Origin of the sequence: Actinomadura rudentiformis (assembly GCF_008923185.1) — a bacterium.
In the GTDB taxonomy this organism is placed as follows: Bacteria; Actinomycetota; Actinomycetes; order Streptosporangiales; family Streptosporangiaceae; genus Spirillospora; species Spirillospora rudentiformis.
This window is the reverse complement of the sequence record NZ_WBMT01000003.1, coordinates 184,905-203,777: the sequence shown is the minus strand read 5'-3', so window position 1 is coordinate 203,777 and position 18,873 is coordinate 184,905. Positions and strand designations below refer to the sequence as shown.

Below are 18,873 nucleotides of genomic sequence, written 5' to 3'. Positions count from 1 at the left end.
GCGCGTCCGACCTCCGGTTGATACAGCACTGAGCTCGGCAAACGTACGCTGAACGCATGCTCGGCAGACTCTGGGACTGGTGGCGCACCAAGAAGCCGCTGGTGGACGCGGCGTTCATGGCGCCCCTGCTTCTGATGTCCGCCCTGATCATCTGGAACGGGTCGGGGTTCCCGGTGCCGGACATCGCCCTGGTCCTGGCCCTCTGCCTTCCGCTGGTCCTGCGCCGGACCTACCCGCGCGCGGTCTTCGCCACGGTGGCGTTGTCGTCGTTCTTCCAGTGCGTGGCGGGCGTCGATCTTCTGCCCGCGAACATCGCCGTTCTCATGGGCATCTACACGCTTGCTGCAGACCAGCCTCGGATCTGGGGTCTCGCCGCGGCAGCCGTGGGCGAGCTGGGCGCGGCGATGGCGGCGCTGCGCTACGGGGGCGCTGGCGACGACTCCAAAGGGATGTTCATCATGCTCTCCATCCAGGTGTGGAGCGTGTGGATCCTCGGCACCTACATCAGCACGCGCCGCGCCTACACGCGTTCGGTCGAGGAACGCGCCGAACGGCTGGAGAAGGAACGCGACCAGGAGGTCCAGATGGCCATGGCCGCCGAGCGGGCCCGGATCGCCCGCGAGCTGCACGACGTGGTGGCGCACAACGTCAGCGTCATCGTGGTCCAGGCGGACGGCGCCTCGTACGCCATCGAGACCGACACCGCCCGCGCCAAGGAGGCCCTGGAGACGATCTCGGTCACCGGGCGCCAGGCGCTGGCCGAGATGCGGCGGCTGCTGGGCGTGCTGCGCGAGGGCGACGACGCGGGGTCGTACGCGCCGCAACCGGGCGTCGGCCAGCTGGGCGATCTGGTGGAACAGGTCCGCACGTCGGGCCTGCCTCTCGACTTCGAGGTGACGGGCACGCCGCACGAGATGTCGGAGGGCCGCCAGTTGACGGTCTTCCGGATCGTGCAGGAGGGACTGACCAACACCCTGAAACACGCCGGTCCCAAGGCCGCCGCGCGGGTCCGCCTGCACTACGGTGACGAGGCGGTCGAGGTACGGATCGTCGACGACGGCCGCGGCGCCGCGGCCGCGAACGACGGCCGGGGGCACGGCCTGGCGGGCATGCGGGAACGCGCTGCGGTCTACGGGGGCACCGTCGACGCGGGCCCCCGCCCGGGTGGGGGCTTCGAGGTGATCGCCCGGATCCCCGTCCGCGAGGAGGTGCCGGCGTGACCGATCGTGACCGATCGTGACCTATGACGACAGGACGGACGGATGGAGACGCCATGGGACCGGACGGGGAGCACGGCTTGATCCGGGTGATGCTGGTCGATGACCAGGAGCTCGTGCGGGCGGGCTTCAAGATGGTGCTCGACGCCCAGCCGGACGTGGAGGTCGTCGGCCAGGCGGGGGACGGCGCGCAGGCCCTGGAACTGCTGCGGACGACACGGGCGGACGTCGTGCTCATGGACGTCCGGATGCCGCGGATGGACGGGATCGAGGCGACCCGGCGGATCACGGCGGACGGCGGTCCGGACGGGCCGAAGGTCATCATCCTCACCACGTTCGACCTCGACGAGTACGCGTTCGCGGCCATCAAGGCGGGCGCGGGCGGCTTCCTGCTCAAGGACGCCGGTCCCGCGCAGCTGATCGAGGCGATCCGGGCGGTGCACTCCGGCGACGCCGTGGTGGCGCCCAGCACGACCAAACGGCTGCTGGACAGGTTCGCGCTGCACCTGCCGGACAAGGAGCAGCAGGCGACCGGTGCGCTGGACACGCTGACCGAACGGGAGTCGGAGGTGCTGCACCTGGTCGCCCGCGGGCTGTCGAACGCCGAGATCGCCGATCGCCTCTACGTCTCCGAGGCGACCGTCAAGACGCACATGGGCCGGATCCTGATGAAGCTGGGGCTGCGGGACCGCGTCCAGGCCGTGGTCTTCGCGTACGAGTCAGGTCTGGTCAAGCGGGGCCGAAGCGACGCGTAGACCAGGGTTGGACGGAAGTGGGACGGATTCGTACGTCTCAGGTCGTACGAGAGCCGGCGGGCCAGCCGAAGTGCTGACCTGAAGCGTGGACGCACGGTCGATGGCGGCGGGGACGCCGATCCCTAGCGTGGATCACGAAGCCAGAGATCCACGAAGGAGTCGCTGTGACCAGCACGTACGCCAGTCCGCCCGCGGGAGGGTCCGCCCTCGCCACACCCGCCGTCGTGGCCACCGAGGTGAGCAAGGTGTACGGCACGGGTGACGCCGCCGTGCACGCGCTGCGCGGGGTCAGCGTGGGATTCGCCAAGGGCGCGTTCACCGCCATCATGGGGCCGTCGGGGTCCGGCAAGTCCACGCTCATGCACTGCCTGGCCGGCCTCGACACCGTCAGCGGCGGCAAGGTCATGCTGGGTGACTCCGAGGTCACCGGGCTCAACGACAAGCAGCTCACGTTGCTGCGCCGGGAGCGGATCGGCTTCATCTTCCAGGCGTTCAACCTGCTGCCCACGCTGACCGCCGAGCAGAACATCCTGCTGCCGCTGGAGCTGTCCGGGCGCAAGCTGCACCAGCAGTGGTTCGACCAGGTCGTCGAGGTCGTCGGCCTGCGCGACCGGCTCGGGCACCGTCCGAACGAGCTGTCCGGCGGACAGCAGCAGCGGGTCGCGTGCGCCCGTGCCCTGGTCTCGCAGCCTGAGGTGATCTTCGCGGACGAGCCCACCGGCAACCTGGACTCCCGTTCGGGCGCCGAGGTGCTGAGCTTCCTGCGTTCGTCCGTGCGCGAGATGGGCCAGACGATCGTCATGGTCACGCACGACCCCGTCGCCGCCTCGTACGCCGACCGCGTGGTCTTCCTGCGCGACGGACTGATCGTCAGCGAGCTCTTCCAGCCGACGCCGGACACCGTGCTCGACCGCCTCAAGGGCCTCGAGGGCTGAGCACGATGCTGAAGACCACACTCGCGGGCCTGCGGGCCCACAAGCTGCGGCTGCTCCTCACCGGGCTGGCCATCACCCTGGGCGTCGGTTTCATCGCCGGCACGTTCGTCCTCACCGACACGATGGAGAAGGGAGTCGACAAGAAATTCGCCAAGTCCGCCGACAAGGTCGATGTCGCGGTACTGCCCAAGGGATCCTCGGGGCCGTCGGACTCGACGGAGGGGCAGCTCCCCGCCGCCCTGCTGGAAAAGATCCGGGCGCTGCCCGGCGTGACCGAGGCGCAGGGCGCGGTCCGCGGTGACGCGCCGCTGGTCGGCAAGGACGGCAAGGTGGTCGGTGACATGCCGACGGTCGGGCTCTCGGTGCCGGGCGGGCGGCTGCAGCGGTACGAGCTCGACAAGGGCCGGGTGCCGGCCGGGCCGAACGAGGCCGTCGTGGACACCAAGACCGCCGAACGGGAGGGCTTCACGGTCGGCCAGGCGATCACGGTCCTGGACGGGAAGCGCACGCCGCACCGGTTCACGCTGGTCGGGATCGCCGACTTCGGCATCGATCCGGACGCGGGGTACCGGGGCGCGGTGGGCTTCGACCCCGCCACCGCGACGCGGATGACGGGCAGCACGACGTACGAGGAGATCGACGTGGCGGGCGGGGGCCTCGACGCGGTCACCCGTGCCGCCGGCGGCTCGTACGACGTCGTGACCGGCGCGCAGCTCGGCGACCGGCTGGCCAAGAGCGCCGGCGCCGACATGAAGGTCATCCGGAACGGCCTGCTCATCTTCGGGCTGGTGTCGCTGGTGGTGTCGGCGCTGGTCATCTACAACACGTTCTCGATCCTCATCGCCCAGAGGATGCGGGAGATGGCGCTGCTGCGCTGCGTCGGCGCCACCCGGCGGCAGATCTTCGGGAGCGTCCTGACCGAATCCGCGGTCGTCGGGTTCGTCGGCTCGCTCACCGGCCTGATCGCCGGGCTCGGACTGGGCGGCGGGGCGCTGGCGCTGTTCAACGCGCTGGGCGCGGGCATCCCGACGGCCGCGGTCACGCTGGCGCCGCGGACGATCGTGGTGGGCCTGCTGGTCGGCGTCGTCGTCACCGTGGTCTCGGCGCTGTTGCCGGCCCGCGCCGCGACCCGCATCGCGCCCATCGCCGCGCTGCGCACCGACCTGGAGCCGGGCAGCGGAAGGTTCCGGCTGGGCTGGCCCCGGACCGTTCTCTCCGCGCTCCTGGGGCTCGGCGGGCTGGGGCTGGGGGTCTTCGGCGCGCTGGTCATGGCGAAAGGCCAGGCCGCGATGTTCACGGTCGCGGTGTCGGGCGGCCTGGTCTTCCTCGCGGTGATCACGCTGATGCCGGCGCTCGTCCGCCCGCTGGGCCGGCTGGCCGGGGCGATCCCGGCGCGGCTGGGCGGTGTGCCGGGCCGGCTCGCGGTGGAGAACGCGCGTCGCTCGCCCCGCCGTACCGCCACCACCACCATCGCACTGACGATCGGTGTCGGCCTGATGAGCCTGTTCGCGGTGGTCGCAGCCAGCGGCAAGGCCACCACGGACGCCCAGCTGGACAAGCAGTTCCCGGTGGATTACCAGCTGACGACGCAGTTCAGCGGCGGCGACGCCGGCGATGAGCCGGTGCCGCGGGCCCTGACCGCGGTCCTGCGCAACGTTCCGCAGGTGGCCAGCGTCACCGAGTTGCGAACGAAGGAGACGCTGGTCGGGGGGACCGAGGAGCGCGTCGGCAGCGTCACGCCCTCGTCGCTCGGCACGGTGCTCAAGCCGGAGTTCGCCACCGGATCGCTGGCGGACCTGCGGCCGGGAACGGTCGCCGTGGACCAGGAGACCGCGAAGGGCCGCGGCCTGCGAGCCGGGCAGACGGTGCAGGTCAAGACCCGGCAGGGGAACGTCCCGCTGAAGGTCATCGGCACCTTCGGCACCGACGCCCCCGTCACGCCCTTCCTGGTGACCGAGGCGGACTTCAACCGGTACTTCGCCGCGCGGGACCCGGAGATGATCTTCGTCAACGCCAAGGAGGGCGCCGCCAGCAAGGGCGCGCGCACCGCCGTGGAGAACGCCGCCCAGCCGTACCCGACCGTGAAGGTGATCTCGTCGGCGGAGCTGCGGGAGCAGTTCTCCAAGGCTATCGACATGGTCCTGATGATCTTCGGTGGGCTGCTCGGCCTGGCGATCATCATCGCGCTGTTCGGCATCGCCAACACGCTGACGCTGTCGGTGGTCGAACGGACCCGCGAGTCGGCGCTCCTGCGCGCCCTCGGCATCACCAAACGCCAGCTGCGCCGGATGCTCTCGGTCGAGGCCTTCGTGATGGCCGTGATGGGTGCGTTCACCGGAGTGGTCCTGGGCGTCGCGTTCGGGTGGGCCGCCACGACCGCGATGGCTGCGAGCGCGGTCTTCGCCCTGCCCTGGCTGCAGGTGATCGGGTTCATGGTCCTCGCGGGCCTGGCGGGGATGGTCGCCGCCGTCCTCCCTGCCCGCCGCGCGGCCAAGGCCTCCATCGTGGAGTCCCTCGCCCACGACTGACCCGTGGACGACCCGCGGATGACCTGCGGACGCGGCAACGGTGGGGTGGGGCCCGGACAGGGCTCCACCCCACCGGTCGTCGTTGTGCCGGTGGCGAGGGCGCGCGGTGACGGTCATGACCATCAGTAGTCAAATCCTCACTCCTTTGCCAGGCTGGACCGGTGATGTGCCGCCCTCGGACTCGCGGGTACGCTGGTCGCGCACGTCCGGTACCCACCTGAGGACTGGAACGGAGACATGGACTCTGGAGTCACGCCTGCCTCCGGCGCGCCCGGAAACAACGCGGCAGGAAACGGCGCGACCGCGCCCGAAGACCGGCCGGCTCGCCTTTCGGTGGGCGTCATCGGTGCGGGCCGCGTCGGCACCGCGCTCGCCCAGGCGCTCGCCCGTGCCGGGCATCGGGTCGTCGCCGCCACCGCGGTGTCCGAAGAGTCGCGCCGCAGGGCCGAGGAACGCCTGCCCGGCGCCGAGCTGCTCACGCCGCATGAGGTCGCGGCGTCCTCCGATCTCATCCTGCTGACCGTCCCGGACGACGCCCTGGCGGAGCTGGCCGCCGGGCTCGCCGCCACCGACGTCCCTGTCGGCGGCAAGCTCGTCGTCCACACCAGCGGCCGGTACGGGACAGCCGTCCTGGACCCCGTCACCCGGGCGGGCGCGCTGCCGCTGGCGCTGCACCCGGTCATGACGTTCACCGGCAGGCCGGACGACCTCCACCGGCTGACGGGCATCTCGTTCGGCGTGACGGCCCCGGATCCGCTCCGGCCGGTGGCCGAGGCCCTGGTGCTCGAAATGGGCGGCGAGCCTTCCTGGATCACCGAGGAGCAGCGCCCGCTGTACCACGCCGCGCTGGCCGGAGGCGCCAACCACCTGGTCACGATGGTCGTCGAGTCCATGGACCTGCTGCGGTCGGCCGGTGTGGCAGAGCCCGGGCGCATGCTCGGGCCGCTCCTCGGCGCCGCGCTCGACAATGCCCTGCGCCTCGGCATCGACGGCCTGACCGGCCCCGTGGCACGCGGCGACGCCGACACGGTGGCCGGCCACGTGGCGGAGCTCGCCCGTGTCTCTCCCGCCGGCCTGCGCGCGTACGTGGCCCTGGCCCGGCTCACCGCCGACCGGGCGCTCAGCGCCGGGCTGCTCAAACCCGAGGCCGCCGAACGGCTCCTCGAAGTACTGGCCGACTGAACGAGCCGACCGTCTGGATGAGAGGGGGCGGGCCTGGTGACACCCGTCATCGCGACGACCCGCGAGGAGCTGGCGGTCGTCCGCTCCGGGGTGAAGGGGACGGTGGCGCTCGTACCGACCATGGGCGCCCTGCATGAGGGGCACCGCTCACTGATCCGCAAGGCACGGGGCCTGGCGGACGTGGTGGCGGTGAGCATCTTCGTCAATCCGCTCCAGTTCGGGCCCGGGGAGGACCTGGACCGCTATCCCCGGACGTTCACCGACGACATCGAGGCCTGCGCGGCGGAGGGCGTGGACATCGTCTTCGCCCCCACGCAGGACGTGATGTATCCGCATGAGCCGCAGGTCAGGATCGATCCCGGGCCCATGGGCGAGATCGTGGAGGGGGAGACCCGGCCGGGGCACTTCGCCGGAATGCTCACGGTCGTCATGAAGTTGTTGAACCTGGTGCGCCCGGACGTCGCCGTGTTCGGCGAGAAGGACGCCCAGCAGCTGGCCATGATCCGCCGGATGGTCGCCGACCTGGACGTTCCGGTGCGGATCGTGGGCGGCCCGACCGTGCGGGAGCTCGGCGGGCTGGCGCTGTCCAGCCGCAACCGCTACCTGTCGGAGGCGGAGCGGCAGACCGCGCTGGCGCTGTCCCAGGCTCTCCAGGCCGGTGCCGACCTCGTGACGGACGGGCCGGTCGCCGTGGTCGGCGCGGCCCGGGCCGTGCTCGACAAGGCGGCGCGCGCCGAACCTCCCTTGATGCTCGACTACCTGGTCCTGGTCGACCCGTCGACCTTCACCGAGGTCCTGGCCGGATACACCGGCGAGGCCGTCCTGGCCGTGGCCGGCCGGGTCGGCTCCACCCACTTGATCGACAACGTCCCGCTGTTCTTCGCCCCCAAGGAGTCCTGATGTTCCGGACGATGTTCAAGTCGAAGATCCACCGCGCCACGGTGACCCAGGCCGACCTCCACTACGTGGGCTCGCTCACCATCGATCAGGACCTCATGGACGCCGCCGACCTGCTGCCGGGCGAGCAGGTGCACGTCGTCGACATCGACAACGGCGCCCGGCTGGAGACGTACCTGATCGCGGGCGAGCGCGGCTCCGGGGTGATCGGCATCAACGGCGCCGCCGCCCGTCTCGTCCAGCCCGGCGACCTTGTGATCATCATCAGCTACGCGCAGATGAGCGATGCCGACGCCCGCGCGTTCGAGCCGAGCGTCGTCCATGTCGACCGGGACAACAAGATCATCTCGCTGGGCTCCGACCCCGGCGAGCCCGTGCCGGGCTCCGGCCAGCTGCGCGGCGATCTCGTGCACGGCTGATTTCCGGCGACCCGGGCGCATCACCACTCCAGGGTTAATGTCACAATGACGAGAACAACCCCCTGGAGGAGGGCTCATGATCCCTCGACTACTCGCCGCCCCCGAGCCGGGCTGGACCGTGGAGGCCGACGTCGTCGTGGTCGGCTCCGGCATCGCGGGCCTCGTCACCGCGTTGCGCTGCCGCCCGTACGGCACGGTCCTGCTCGTCACCAAGGCATTGCTGGACGAGGGCTCGACCCGCTGGGCCCAGGGCGGCATCGCGGCCGCGCTCGCCCCTGACGACAGCCCGGAAGAGCACCTCGCCGACACCCTCACCGCCGGCGTCGGGCTCTGCGACGAGATGGCCGTGCGGACGCTGGTCACCGAGGGGCCCGGGGCGGTACGGCGGCTCATCGAGCTCGGGACCGAGTTCGACCGTACGGCCGAAGGGGAGGTCGCCCTCACGCGCGAGGGCGGGCACCACCGGCGCCGCATCGCCCACGCGGGCGGCGACGCCACCGGGGCCGAGATCAGCCGGGCCCTGCTCGCCGCGCTCAAGGAATCGGACATCAGGGTCATCGAGCACGCCCTCGTCCTCGATCTGCTCACCGATGACGCGGGCCGGGCGGCCGGGATCACCCTGCACGTCATGGGCGAGGGCCAGCCGGGCGGGGTCGGTGCCGTGCGCGCGCCGGCGGTCGTCCTGGCCACCGGCGGGCTGGGGCAGGTGTTCTCGGCCACCACCAATCCCTCCGTGTCGACCGGCGACGGTGTGGCGCTCGCGCTGCGGGCCGGAGCCGCGGTCACCGATCTGGAGTTCGTGCAGTTCCACCCGACCGTCCTGTGGCTGGGGGACGGAGCGCGGGGGCAGCAGCCGCTGATCTCCGAGGCGGTGCGCGGCGAGGGTGCCCACCTGATCGACCACTCCGGTGAACGGTTCATGGTGGGCCGCCATGAACTGGCGGAGCTCGCCCCGCGTGACGTCGTGGCCAAGGGGATCATGACGCGGATGCGGGAGACGGGCGCGTCCCACATGCTCCTGGACGGCCGCCACCTCGGCGTCCGCATGTGGGAGGACCGCTTCCCGACGATCCTCGCGGCCTGCCGCCACCACGGCATCGACCCCGTCAAGGAGCCGATCCCGGTGGTCCCGGCCGCTCACTACGCCAGCGGCGGCATCCGTGCCGACCTGAACGGGCGTACCTCCGTGCCGGGTCTGTACGCCTGCGGGGAGGTCGCCTGCACGGGGGTCCACGGCGCCAACCGTCTCGCCTCCAACTCCCTCCTGGAGGGTCTGGTCTTCGCTGAACGGATCGCTGCCGCCATCTCCCGGACGCCTGATGTCTCCCGCACCTCCGCTGTCCCGCCCGCGCCGGAACGCGGCGTGGCAGAGGGTGGAGCCTTGCTGGACCCCTCGGTCCGGGGCGACATCCAGCGAATCATGACCTTGTGTGCCGGTGTGCTGCGGAACGCCGAGGGGCTCACCACAGCGGAACGTGAACTCGCGGCGATGGCGGATGGTGCCGTCCGCGAGCCGGCGGCCGACGGCGTTCGCGTGGCGCCTTGCGCCGAGGCGTGGGAGGTCACCAACCTGCACACGGTGGCCACGGCGATCGTGGCGGCCGCCCGGCGCCGGGAGGAGACCCGCGGGAGTCACTGGCGGGAGGACTTCCCGGAACGCGACGACGCCGGTTGGCGCGGCCACCTGGTCACCCGCCTGGGCGACCACGCCCTGTCCACCACTGATGACGCCCTGTCCACCACCTACGAGGAGATGACATGACGCCGGAGCTGCAGGCACGGCTGGCCGAGGCCGGGCTCGATCCACAGGCTGTGGAAAACCTGGTGCGAGTCGCACTGGACGAGGACGGGCAGGTGGACGTCACCAGTGAGCCGATCTTCTCGCCGGAGGACACCGCGAGCGGAGACTTCACCGCGCGCGAGGACGGGATCGTTGCCGGCATTCCCGTGGCGGAGGCCGTCTTCGAGGCGCTGGACGTCGCGTACACGGCGAAGGCGGCAGACGGCGATCGTGTCACCGCGGGCCAGGTGCTGATCTCGGTGAACGGGCCGACGCGCGCCCTGCTCCGCGCCGAGCGGACCGCCCTCAACCTCCTCACCCACCTCTCGGGCATCGCCACGGCCACGGGGCGCTGGGTGGACGCCATGGAGGGCACCAAGGCGAAGGTGCGCGACAGCCGCAAGACACTGCCGGGCCTGCGGGCCCTGCAGAAGTACGCGGTGCGTTGCGGCGGCGGGGTCAACCACCGGATGGGCCTGCACGACTCCGCGCTGATCAAGGACAACCACGTGGCGGCGGCGGGCTCGGTCACCGCCGCGTACCGGGCGATACGCGACGTCTACCCGTCCCTCCACATCCAGGTCGAGTGCGACACTCTCGCTCAGGTCGAGGAGGCACTGGCGGTCGGCGCGCGTTCGATCCTGCTGGACAACATGACGCTCGATCAGATGCGCGAAGCGGTGCGCCTGGTGAACGGCCGGGCGGAGCTGGAGGCGAGCGGCGGACTCGCCTTGGACAGGGCCCGAGATGTGGCCGTGACCGGTGTGGACTACCTTGCAGTAGGTGCGCTGACCCACTCGGCGCGCGTGCTCGACATCGGCCTTGACTTCACCTGACCAGCGGGGACCTGATGCTGCTCACGATCGACGTCGGTAACACCCATACCGTCCTCGGCCTGTTCGAGGGCGAGGAGGTTATCGAACACTGGAGGATCAACACCGATCCGCGACGGACAGCCGATGAGATAGCCGTCGTCCTCCAGGGTCTGGTCCAGCAGAGCCCGCTGCTGGCCGAGACCGACATCAGCGGCATCGCTCTGTGCTCCACGGTCCCGTCGGTTCTGCACGAGATGCGGGAAATGTGTCGCCGGTACTACGGCGACGTGGCCGCGGTGATCGTCGAACCCGGGGTCAAGACCGGCGTTCCGGTACGGATGGACAACCCCAAGGAAGTGGGGGCCGACCGCATCGTCAACGCGCTCGCGGCCGTCCACCTGCACCGCGGTCCGGCGATCGTCGTCGACTTCGGCACGGCCACCACGTTCGACGCCGTCTCCGCCAAGGGCGAGTACGTCGGCGGCGCGATCGCCCCCGGCATCGAGATCTCCATCGACGCCCTGTCCGTACGGGGTGCCCAGCTTCACAAGATCGAGCTCCAGCGGCCCCGGAACGTGATCGCCAAGAACACCGTCGAGGCCCTCCAGTCCGGCATCATCTTCGGCTTCGCCGGCCAGGTGGACGGGATCGTCGAGCGCATGTCCGAGGAACTGGCCGAGGACCCCGACCAGGTCACCGTCATCGCCACGGGCGGCCTGGCACCCCTGGTACTCGACGAGGCCCGCAGCATCGACGCGTTCGAGCCCTGGCTGACCCTGGTGGGCCTCCGCCTGATCTACGAGCGCAACACGCCCTGAGACAGGGTGTGTAGTGCCTGAGGGCCAATCTGGCGGCAGCGGGTGTTGCGCGGGGTTCAAGATCGGCATAGTGGATCATCAAACTCATGATCCCGATCTCCCCCCAGGAGTCCTCGTGAATATCGTTCAGCGCACGATCGCTGTAGGCGCGACGGCCGTCGCCGCCGGAGCGATGGTCCCGGCCGCGCACGCCGCCGCCCCCGGTACCCAGGCTGCGGCCCGCGCCCAGGCAGCCGCCGGCGCTCAGGCGGCCAACGCCTGCGACGCCAAGAACCTGAAGGTCATTCCGGTGTCGAAGACACTGCCGAAGACCAAGGACCCCAAGGTCGGCCTCAAGATGCGCCTCTACAAGGAGCGCGGTGAGGGCGGGATGGACCACTGGGCCGAGTTCGTGGTCACTTACTGCCCGAACAACGTCAACCCCGCACATCTCAAGGACCCCAAGAAGCAGCTCAGCAAGATGGTCGTCCTGAAGTTCACGATCACCAGCGGGAAGAAGAAGGAGTCCCGCACCTGCGACCGCGGCCAATACTTCTGGCGGCACGCGGCCCACCAGCGGAACGCGACGAAGCCCAAGCCGATGTCCTTCCGCTGCCAGATCCCGCTGCCGAACCACAAGACCAAGTGGAAGGGCGCCGCAACGCTCACCTACAACGTCTACAACGCTTCCACCGGCAAGCGGAAGCAGCACGCGTTCCCGATCAAGACCGCCGTCGTCAAGTGATCGGCGTCGTCTTCACGTGATCAGTGTCGTCTCAAGTGATCGCGGGGAAGTCGTTCGCGGGGCATCGACCCGGCTCGATAGCCTTGTGCCGTGAGTGACGAGACCTACGACGACCTTCCGGAGCAGATGCGGGTGCGCCGGGAGAAGCTCGACCGGCTCCGCGAGAGCGGTATCGACCCCTACCCGGTGACCTTCCCCCGCACGGCGACGATTGCCGAGATCCGGGAGAAACACCCGGATCTGGAGCCGGGCACCGAGACGGGCGAGAAGGTCGGCGTCACCGGTCGCGTCATGCTGGTCCGCAACACCGGCAAGCTCTGCTTCGCCACCATCCGCGACGGCAGCGGCGACATCCAGGTGATGTTGTCGCTCGCCAAGGTGGGGCAGGAGTCGCTGGACGCCTGGAAGCGCGACGTCGACCTCGGCGACCACGTCGGCGTCGAGGGCGAGGTCATCACCTCCAGGCGCGGCGAGCTGTCAGTGATGGCCGACTCGTTCGCGATCACTTCGAAGTGCCTGCGGCCGCTGCCGGAGAAGCACGCCGGGCTCACCGATCCCGAGGCGCGCGTCCGGCAGCGGTACGTCGACCTGATCGTGAACGACGAGGCCCGCAAGATGGCGCACGTCCGCAGCGCCACCGTGCGGGCCGTCCGCGACTTCTGGCACAACGAGGGTTACCTCGAGGTCGAGACCCCGATGTTGCAGCCGATCCATGGCGGCGCGGCGGCGCGCCCGTTCAAGACGCACATCAACGCGTACGACATGGAGCTCTACCTGCGCATCGCGATCGAGCTCTACCTCAAGCGGCTCGTCGTGGGCGGCATCGACAAGGTCTTCGAGATCAACCGGAACTTCCGGAACGAGGGCGCCGACTCGACGCACAACCCCGAGTTCACGATGGTCGAGGCGTACGGCACCTACCTCGACTACAACGACATGGCCGACCTGACCCAGCGGATGTACCAGGACGCGGTCGTGGCGGCGCTGGGCACATCGGTCGTGGTGCACGAGGGGCAGGAGATCGACCTCGGCCTTGCCGAGTGGCCGCGCATCACCCTCTACGGCTCGGTGTCGGGGGCGCTCGGCGAGGAGATCACGCCGCACACGCCGATCGAGCAGGTGCGCAAGCACGCCGACGCGCGCGGCATCTCCTGGGACCCCAAGTGGGGGCAGGGCAAGCTCGTCCAGGAGATCTTCGAGGAGCTGGTCGAGCACACGCTCGTGCAGCCCACGTTCGTCATGGACTACCCGGTGGAGACCTCGCCGCTGACGCGGCAGCACCGCGAGGAGCCGCTGCTCACCGAGAAGTGGGACCTGATCGGCTTCGGGACGGAGCTGGGCACCGCCTACTCCGAGCTCGTCGACCCGGTCGAGCAACGCCGCCGCCTCACCGAGCAGTCGCTGCTCGCGGCGGGCGGTGACCCGGAGGCCATGCAGCTCGACGAGGACTTCCTGCGCGCCCTGGAGTACGCGATGCCCCCGACCGGGGGCATGGGCGCCGGCATCGACCGGATGATCATGGCCTTCACCGGCAAGAACATCCGCGAGACGATCCTGTTCCCCCTGGTCAAGCCGGAGTAGGTCAAGCCGCGGCAGGTCAGACCAGAGGGATCGGTCAGGCGGACTCGCGGATGACGATCTCGGGTGTGAGAACGACCTGGCGGTGGCGGTGGCGCTTGCCTTCCGCGGCTTCGGCAAGCGCCAGCTCCGCGGCCTCGTAGCCGATCTCCTGGCGCGGCTGGCGGATGGTGGTCAGGGGGACCGCGGCGCTGGTGGCCAGCTCGATGTCGTCGTAGCCGATCACGGCGATCTCCTCCGGGACCCGGACCCCCAGCCGCAGCAGCTCGTTGATCAGGCCGATGGCCAGCAGATCGTTGGCGCAGAAGACGCCGTTGGGCATGGCCGGCAGGTCTATCAGCCGCTGGGCCGCCGCGCGGCCCTCGGTCGGCGTCAGCGCCTCCTGGATCAGTGTGATCAGCTCGCCGCCGCCGGCCTTGGCCAGCGTGCGGGCCGCGCCGTTGCGGCGTTCGACGCAGGGCAGCGGCTCGGGAAGGCCGGTCACGAACGCCAGCCGTTCCCGCCCGAGGGCGAGCAGATGCCCGGCGGCGATGTCCCCGCCCGCGACATGGTCCACCTGGGCGAAGCACACATTGGGGGCCGAATGGTCGAGCAGCACCACGGTCATGCCCGAGGCGCGCAGCCGGTCGATCTCCTTCGGGCCGACACCCACCGGAATGATCAGCACGCCGGCGGCGCGCTGCTCCTCGAGCAACTCCAGGATCCGGCGCTCCTTGGCGGCCGAGTGGTCGCTCGTCAGCCACAGCGCGTCATGGCCCGCCTCGTTGAGCGCCATCTCCGCGCCGCGGGCGACATCGGTGGCGTACGGGTTGGTGAGGTCCTCCACGACGATCCCGAACGCGCGGGCACGACGCGGCCCGGCGTTGGCCTGACGGAGCCGTCTGGCGGACTCATTGCGGACGAATCCGAGTTCCTCGATCGCCGCACGAACGCGATCACGGGTGGCTTCGGCCACGAGATCTGGCCGGTTTAGGACATTCGAAACGGTCCCAACTGAGACTCCGGCACGTCTCGCGACTTCCCGAATACTGGTGGCGGGCAACTCACTCCTCGTCGACCCCGGATCTGTTTTCGCAGGTTATCGAGCTTTCCCCGCGAACCCCCGTGAGATCCATCACGGTTGGTAGCCATACAAGCACACAAAGTGCCCAATCGGCGCTTGACGGGCCGGATCCGGCCGCCTAGCGTTCCGAGCCGAAGCGTAGCTTGAAACGATTCACGATCATCGTTGGCGTACGGGTCGGAGAATCGGACGACGAAGGGATGGGGCTGAAGTGGCTGGCGATCATGACCCGTCCCCGCACGAGACGTTCCCGGGACCGTCCACATCCTCGTGGGCGAGTCGGTTCCGGGTTCATCCGCGTTCGGTTGGCCAACGAGTGAATCGTTACCCGGAGTTCCCGCACGGCGCCCCGCAATCGACCCATCGGCCACCTCCGGCCAAGCATGCGACAAGAAGAGGAAACAGATGATCTAAGTCCGGAGGCTCCGGACCCGGCAACCCAACGCGTACAGATCGAGGCCTACCCGTGCCTGTGCAGCGGACGGCTGCATCCCCGCGGTCATCACCACGGACGAGGGAGGACGGAGTGGAACAGGCCACACTCGCACGTCGTGGCACCGACGATCTGCGACTGAACGAGGAGGAGATCAAACTGCTCGCTCAGATCGCCAGCGGTGTCACAGCCGATGTGGCGGCACGCAAACTCGAGCTGAGCGCGCGGACGTTGAGGCGTCGTCTGCGCACGATCTGTGATCGGCTCGAAGTCAACACCCCTATCGAGGCCGTGGTGTGGGCGGCCCGAAGGCAACTCATCTGAGCAGTCCGGTAGCGAGAGAAGAACTCCGTCCACCCCCGCAGCGGCGGCGCTGACGCCCTGACAGGTAGGTCCCTGCAGGCGGCGTCGCCGCGGACGAGGTTCAACTGACAAGCGGCGGCCACGGGGGGACGCCGCGCTTCCGGACAAGGCGTCGTTGACCACATATGGAGCATCCGTTAACCGCATGCGCATGGGCGCGCCAAGTGCGCCGCCGCCGCGACGTTAACGGCGAGATTTCACGGCGAACCGTGTGTCCGTGTTGCGTACCGTGGCGTCCGCGCTGCGTACGGTGGCGTCCGTGCTGCGCGCCGTACGTCAAGCCACTCGGACGGCGCCGGCGTAGGGACGTCCTGCCAGGGGGGAGATCTTGACCACGTCGCCGGTCTGCGGGGCGTGGAGGAACTTGCCGTCGCCCACGTACATGCCCATGTGGTGCAGGTCGCCGTGGAAGAAGACCAGGTCGCCCGGCTGGAGCTGGCTGCGGGAGATATGGGTGCCTGCGTTCCACTGGCTGCCGGTGTAGTGGGGGAGGCTGATGCCCACCTGCTTGTACGCCCACATCGTGAGGCCGGAGCAGTCGAAGGTGGAGGGGCCGGCGGCGCCCCAGACATAGGGGCGGCCGATCTTGCTCATCGCGTAGCGGAGGGCTTGAGCGGCCTTGCCGCTGCCCACGACGGGAAGCTTGGCGAGCTGGGTGGGGTCCTTCTTGACCAGGCGGCCGCGGACCTTCTCGTAGAGAGAGGTGACCTTCTCGCGCTGGGTTTCGAGCTGGGCTCGGAGCTGGGAGACCTGCTTGGCGCGTTCCTCGGCGGACTTGCGCGCGCGCTGAGCGGCCTGCATGGCTTGCATGAGGCCCTGGACGCGGGTGCCGTCCTGGGTCGCGAAGAAGTGCAGGGTCGCGGCCTGGTCGAGGAGGCGTTGGGGGTCCTGGGAGGCGACGAAGGAGACCGTCGGGTCAGCGCCACCCTGCATGTAGCTGGTGGCGGCCAGGCTGCCGACCTTCTCGCGGACGCCTTCGAGTGACTTCTCCTGGCGCTTGGCGTTGTCGGTGGCGACCTTCGCGGCGCGCTGGGACTGCTGGAGCTTCACCTTGAGGCCGTTGTACTGCTCGGTCAGCTGCTCGAGCTGGTCGGCGAGCTTGTACGCCTGGGTCCTGAGCTCCTTCGTGGACGGCTCGGGGTCGGCGTGCGCGGGAGTGGCCGTGACGATCAGCGCGCCCGTGAGGGCGACGGCCCACGAAAGGCGGCGCGAAAAGGATGCAGGCCGCAATGGCTCCACTCAATCTCCTCTCCTCGTCCGCCTACCGAGTTAGCTGACGGGTTGGGGCCGGAGCAGCCCTTCCGCGTTCGCGCGCGGATTCACCCCAGGCGGGATCGGAGGGCGATCCCCCCAAACCATCCAAAGTGGGTTCCCGGCTCCTCGGAACGCTGGTTTGCGGCCGTGGATTCGGCGGTTCGGCCAGTGGCCGATGTCAGCGCAGGAGACTAACGGAGTCGGACCTCGATGCCAACCAGAACATGCGAAATCGCGGGTGCGTCACCCCGTGTCAGTGTGCTTCTCGTCACCGACGGGCCAGGGGTGTGGTCTTTTTTGTCTAGACACCCGCGTCACTACTTACCGTAAGGGGGGATCCACCACCGGTAAAGGGCGCACGTTCGATAATGTCGTCTGTTTGTGGAAGTAGTGATCCGGCGAGCTCGTACCGCCGATGTGCAGGAGATCCGTCGGCTGGTCGATTTGTACTCCGGTCCGGGGCGGCGTCTGCTCAGGAAGACCACGGTGACCTTGTACGAGGACGTCCAGGAGTTCTGGGTCGCCGAGGACCGGCAGGGAGAGCCGCGGATCGTGGGATGCGGCGCGCTGCATGTGATGTGGGAGGACCTGGCCGAGGTCCGTTCGGTCGCGGTGGAGAAGGGACATGGCGGGCGGGGCATCGGGCACCGCATCGTCAGCAAACTCCTTCAGACCGCCCGGGAACTCGGCGTGGAACGGGTGTTCTGTCTTACCTTCGAGGTGGACTTCTTCGCTCGCCACGGGTTTCAGCCGATCTTGGGCACACCGGTCTCACCCGAGGTGTATGAGGAACTTCTTCGTTCGTATGACGACGGCGTGGCCGAGTTCCTGGACCTTGACCGGGTCAAGCCGAATACGTTGGGAAATACCCGGATGTTGCTTCGCCTGGAGGACTGACCGATGAGTGAATCCCCTTATCGCGGGAGGCCGCCGTACCCGCAGTCGGGCCCTGGGCAGCACTGGCAGGGCGGACAGATGCCCCCTCAGCAGCAGTGGCAGGGCGGCCAGCCCCCGCCCCAGCAGCAGTGGCAGGGTGGTCAATCCCCACCTCAGCAGCAGTGGCAGGGCTCCCAGCCGTACCACGACGACACGGCCGCGGCGGCCGATCTCCCGCTCGCGCCGATCATGAGGCGAGCGGGCGCCCGCCTCATCGACAACGCTCTCGTGGCGACCTTCGGCTTCGCCCTGGTGCTGCCGATCACGCTGGGGGTGATCGGCCTCGACACGGCCGGCGACAAGGCCAACACCGAAGGCGGCATCTGGAACTGGCCGATCCTCTTCACGCTCTTCACCGTGCTGTCGGTGCTGCCTTTCATCTATGAGGCGGTCCAGCTGGCCATGTGGGGACGGACGATCGGAAAGCGCGTCCTCGGGCTGGGGGTGGTCCAGGTGAGCCCCGCGGGCGAGGCCCTCACGACCTACCAGGCGTTCTGGCGCTCGGCCATCAACAACGTCGCCTACCAGATCGGCGTCTTCGTCTTCCTGGCGCTCGCGGTCATGATCTGGGACTACCTCGCGTACGGCATGCTGCTCGTCTGGGCCGGCGCCCTGATGGCCTACCTGTGGGCGATCTGGGACCAGCCGCTGCACCAGTCCCTGCACGACCGCATGGCGGGCACGATCGTCATCGACGAACGCGGGCAGTACGCGGAGTACGACGAGACCGCCGAGTACGAGGTCTGACGGCGCGGCACGGTGTCCATGTCCGAACCCCCCACCCCGGATCCCGCTGCGCCGCCGCCTGGATCCGCCACAGCCGAGCCGACCGGCTCGCCCGGAGAAGAGACGCCTGGGACCGCTGGGGACGCCCCAGCTTTGGTCTCAGAGTCGCCTGAGGATGAGGCTCGCGGCTCTATGGAGGCCTTCGGGACCGAAGAGCCCGTGGCCGGTGGATCTCTTGGCAGGCCCCTAGGCGGCCCCCCGGGCGGCAGCCAGAGGCCTGGCATGGCGGTTCCGTGGGCTGTTTCAGGGCGCTTGGCCGGTGAATACGCCGGCTCCTCCAAGTCTCGCCCTGGCGATTATCTGGTTGGGAGATCTGGGGGCGTTTCGGGCGTTCCACCGAGGGTCGCGGCAGCCGGTATTGGCGCGGCGGTTTCCAGGGAACGGGCGGCC

At 69.5% G+C, this 18,873-nt stretch carries 15 protein-coding genes, 1 pseudogene and 1 riboswitch; of the genes and pseudogenes, 14 read left to right on the top strand and 2 right to left on the bottom strand.

The window, feature by feature from the left end; genetic code table 11:
• Window positions 1–56: 56 nt before the first annotated feature.
• The 11 genes and pseudogenes from F8566_RS07530 (at window position 57) to lysX (ending at window position 13,651) form a co-directional block, all read left to right on the top strand.
• Window positions 57–1,220, top strand: a complete 1,164-nt coding sequence (locus F8566_RS07530; RefSeq protein ID WP_151559214.1) for a sensor histidine kinase — start codon at window positions 57–59, stop codon at window positions 1,218–1,220.
• A gap of 77 nt (window positions 1,221–1,297) precedes the next feature.
• Window positions 1,298–1,972 (top strand): response regulator transcription factor, encoded by a 675-nt coding sequence (locus tag F8566_RS07525; RefSeq protein ID WP_151559502.1) that lies wholly within the window; start codon window positions 1,298–1,300, stop codon window positions 1,970–1,972.
• 164 nt (window positions 1,973–2,136) lie between these two features.
• The gene (locus F8566_RS07520; RefSeq protein ID WP_151559213.1) at window positions 2,137–2,907 is read left to right on the top strand and encodes an ABC transporter ATP-binding protein; all 771 of its coding nucleotides are present in this window, start codon (window positions 2,137–2,139) and stop codon (window positions 2,905–2,907) included.
• Between the two features lie 5 nt (window positions 2,908–2,912).
• The gene (locus F8566_RS07515; RefSeq protein WP_151559212.1) at window positions 2,913–5,435 is read left to right on the top strand and encodes an ABC transporter permease; all 2,523 of its coding nucleotides are present in this window, start codon (window positions 2,913–2,915) and stop codon (window positions 5,433–5,435) included.
• Between the two features lie 237 nt (window positions 5,436–5,672).
• Window positions 5,673–6,617: a Rossmann-like and DUF2520 domain-containing protein gene (locus F8566_RS07510; RefSeq protein ID WP_151559211.1), complete on the top strand. Its 945-nt coding sequence runs from the start codon at window positions 5,673–5,675 to the stop codon at window positions 6,615–6,617.
• Window positions 6,618–6,653: 36 nt separating this feature from the next.
• Complete coding sequence (gene panC, locus F8566_RS07505; protein WP_151559210.1) at window positions 6,654–7,517, top strand: pantoate--beta-alanine ligase; 864 nt, start codon at window positions 6,654–6,656, stop codon at window positions 7,515–7,517.
• The gene (gene panD / locus F8566_RS07500) at window positions 7,517–7,933 is read left to right on the top strand and encodes an aspartate 1-decarboxylase (protein ID WP_151559209.1); all 417 of its coding nucleotides are present in this window, start codon (window positions 7,517–7,519) and stop codon (window positions 7,931–7,933) included. The genes panC and panD overlap by 1 nt, the downstream gene beginning before the upstream one ends.
• Before the next feature lie 76 nt (window positions 7,934–8,009).
• Window positions 8,010–10,549, top strand: a pseudogene (locus F8566_RS07495) (L-aspartate oxidase).
• Between the two features lie 14 nt (window positions 10,550–10,563).
• Window positions 10,564–11,346, top strand: coding sequence for a type III pantothenate kinase (locus F8566_RS07485; protein WP_151559206.1), 783 nt, complete (start codon window positions 10,564–10,566; stop codon window positions 11,344–11,346).
• 115 nt (window positions 11,347–11,461) lie between these two features.
• Window positions 11,462–12,070, top strand: a complete 609-nt coding sequence (locus F8566_RS07480; RefSeq protein WP_151559205.1) for a hypothetical protein — start codon at window positions 11,462–11,464, stop codon at window positions 12,068–12,070.
• Window positions 12,071–12,196: 126 nt separating this feature from the next.
• On the top strand, window positions 12,197–13,651 hold the full coding sequence (gene lysX / locus F8566_RS07475; RefSeq protein WP_404800281.1) for a bifunctional lysylphosphatidylglycerol synthetase/lysine--tRNA ligase LysX: 1,455 nt from the start codon (window positions 12,197–12,199) through the stop codon (window positions 13,649–13,651).
• 34 nt (window positions 13,652–13,685) lie between these two features.
• Here lysX and F8566_RS07470 read toward each other — a convergent pair whose 3' ends face one another.
• A complete protein-coding gene (locus F8566_RS07470; RefSeq protein WP_192809562.1) occupies window positions 13,686–14,690 on the bottom strand; it encodes a LacI family DNA-binding transcriptional regulator in 1,005 nt (334 codons plus the stop codon).
• A 547-nt stretch (window positions 14,691–15,237) separates the two neighbouring features.
• Between F8566_RS07470 and F8566_RS07465 the strand changes: the two genes are divergently transcribed.
• On the top strand, window positions 15,238–15,468 hold the full coding sequence (locus tag F8566_RS07465; protein ID WP_151559203.1) for a LuxR family transcriptional regulator: 231 nt from the start codon (window positions 15,238–15,240) through the stop codon (window positions 15,466–15,468).
• 315 nt (window positions 15,469–15,783) lie between these two features.
• On the opposite strand, the gene F8566_RS07460 is transcribed toward F8566_RS07465, so the two are convergent.
• Window positions 15,784–16,746, bottom strand: a complete 963-nt coding sequence (locus F8566_RS07460; RefSeq protein ID WP_225992940.1) for a C40 family peptidase — start codon at window positions 16,744–16,746, stop codon at window positions 15,784–15,786.
• Between the two features lie 3 nt (window positions 16,747–16,749).
• Window positions 16,750–16,930, bottom strand: a riboswitch (cyclic di-AMP (ydaO/yuaA leader).
• 212 nt (window positions 16,931–17,142) lie between these two features.
• Here F8566_RS07460 and F8566_RS07455 point away from each other — a divergent pair.
• The gene (locus F8566_RS07455; RefSeq protein ID WP_404800272.1) at window positions 17,143–17,658 is read left to right on the top strand and encodes an amino-acid N-acetyltransferase; all 516 of its coding nucleotides are present in this window, start codon (window positions 17,143–17,145) and stop codon (window positions 17,656–17,658) included.
• A gap of 3 nt (window positions 17,659–17,661) precedes the next feature.
• Window positions 17,662–18,444: an RDD family protein gene (locus F8566_RS07450; protein WP_225992939.1), complete on the top strand. Its 783-nt coding sequence runs from the start codon at window positions 17,662–17,664 to the stop codon at window positions 18,442–18,444.
• Window positions 18,445–18,873: the final 429 nt, after the last annotated feature.

Bases quoted from the DNA above. Each gene is read 5' to 3' on its own strand.
- F8566_RS07530 (WP_151559214.1), top strand. From the start codon at position 57: ATGCTCGGCAGACTCTGGGACTGGTGGCGCACCAAGAAGCCGCTGGTG.
- F8566_RS07515 (WP_151559212.1), top strand. From the start codon at position 2,913: ATGCTGAAGACCACACTCGCGGGCCTGCGGGCCCACAAGCTGCGGCTG.
- F8566_RS07510 (WP_151559211.1), top strand. From the start codon at position 5,673: ATGGACTCTGGAGTCACGCCTGCCTCCGGCGCGCCCGGAAACAACGCG.
- panD (WP_151559209.1), top strand. From the start codon at position 7,517: ATGTTCCGGACGATGTTCAAGTCGAAGATCCACCGCGCCACGGTGACC.
- F8566_RS07485 (WP_151559206.1), top strand. From the start codon at position 10,564: ATGCTGCTCACGATCGACGTCGGTAACACCCATACCGTCCTCGGCCTG.
- lysX (WP_404800281.1), top strand. From the start codon at position 12,197: ATGCGGGTGCGCCGGGAGAAGCTCGACCGGCTCCGCGAGAGCGGTATC.
- F8566_RS07450 (WP_225992939.1), top strand. From the start codon at position 17,662: ATGAGTGAATCCCCTTATCGCGGGAGGCCGCCGTACCCGCAGTCGGGC.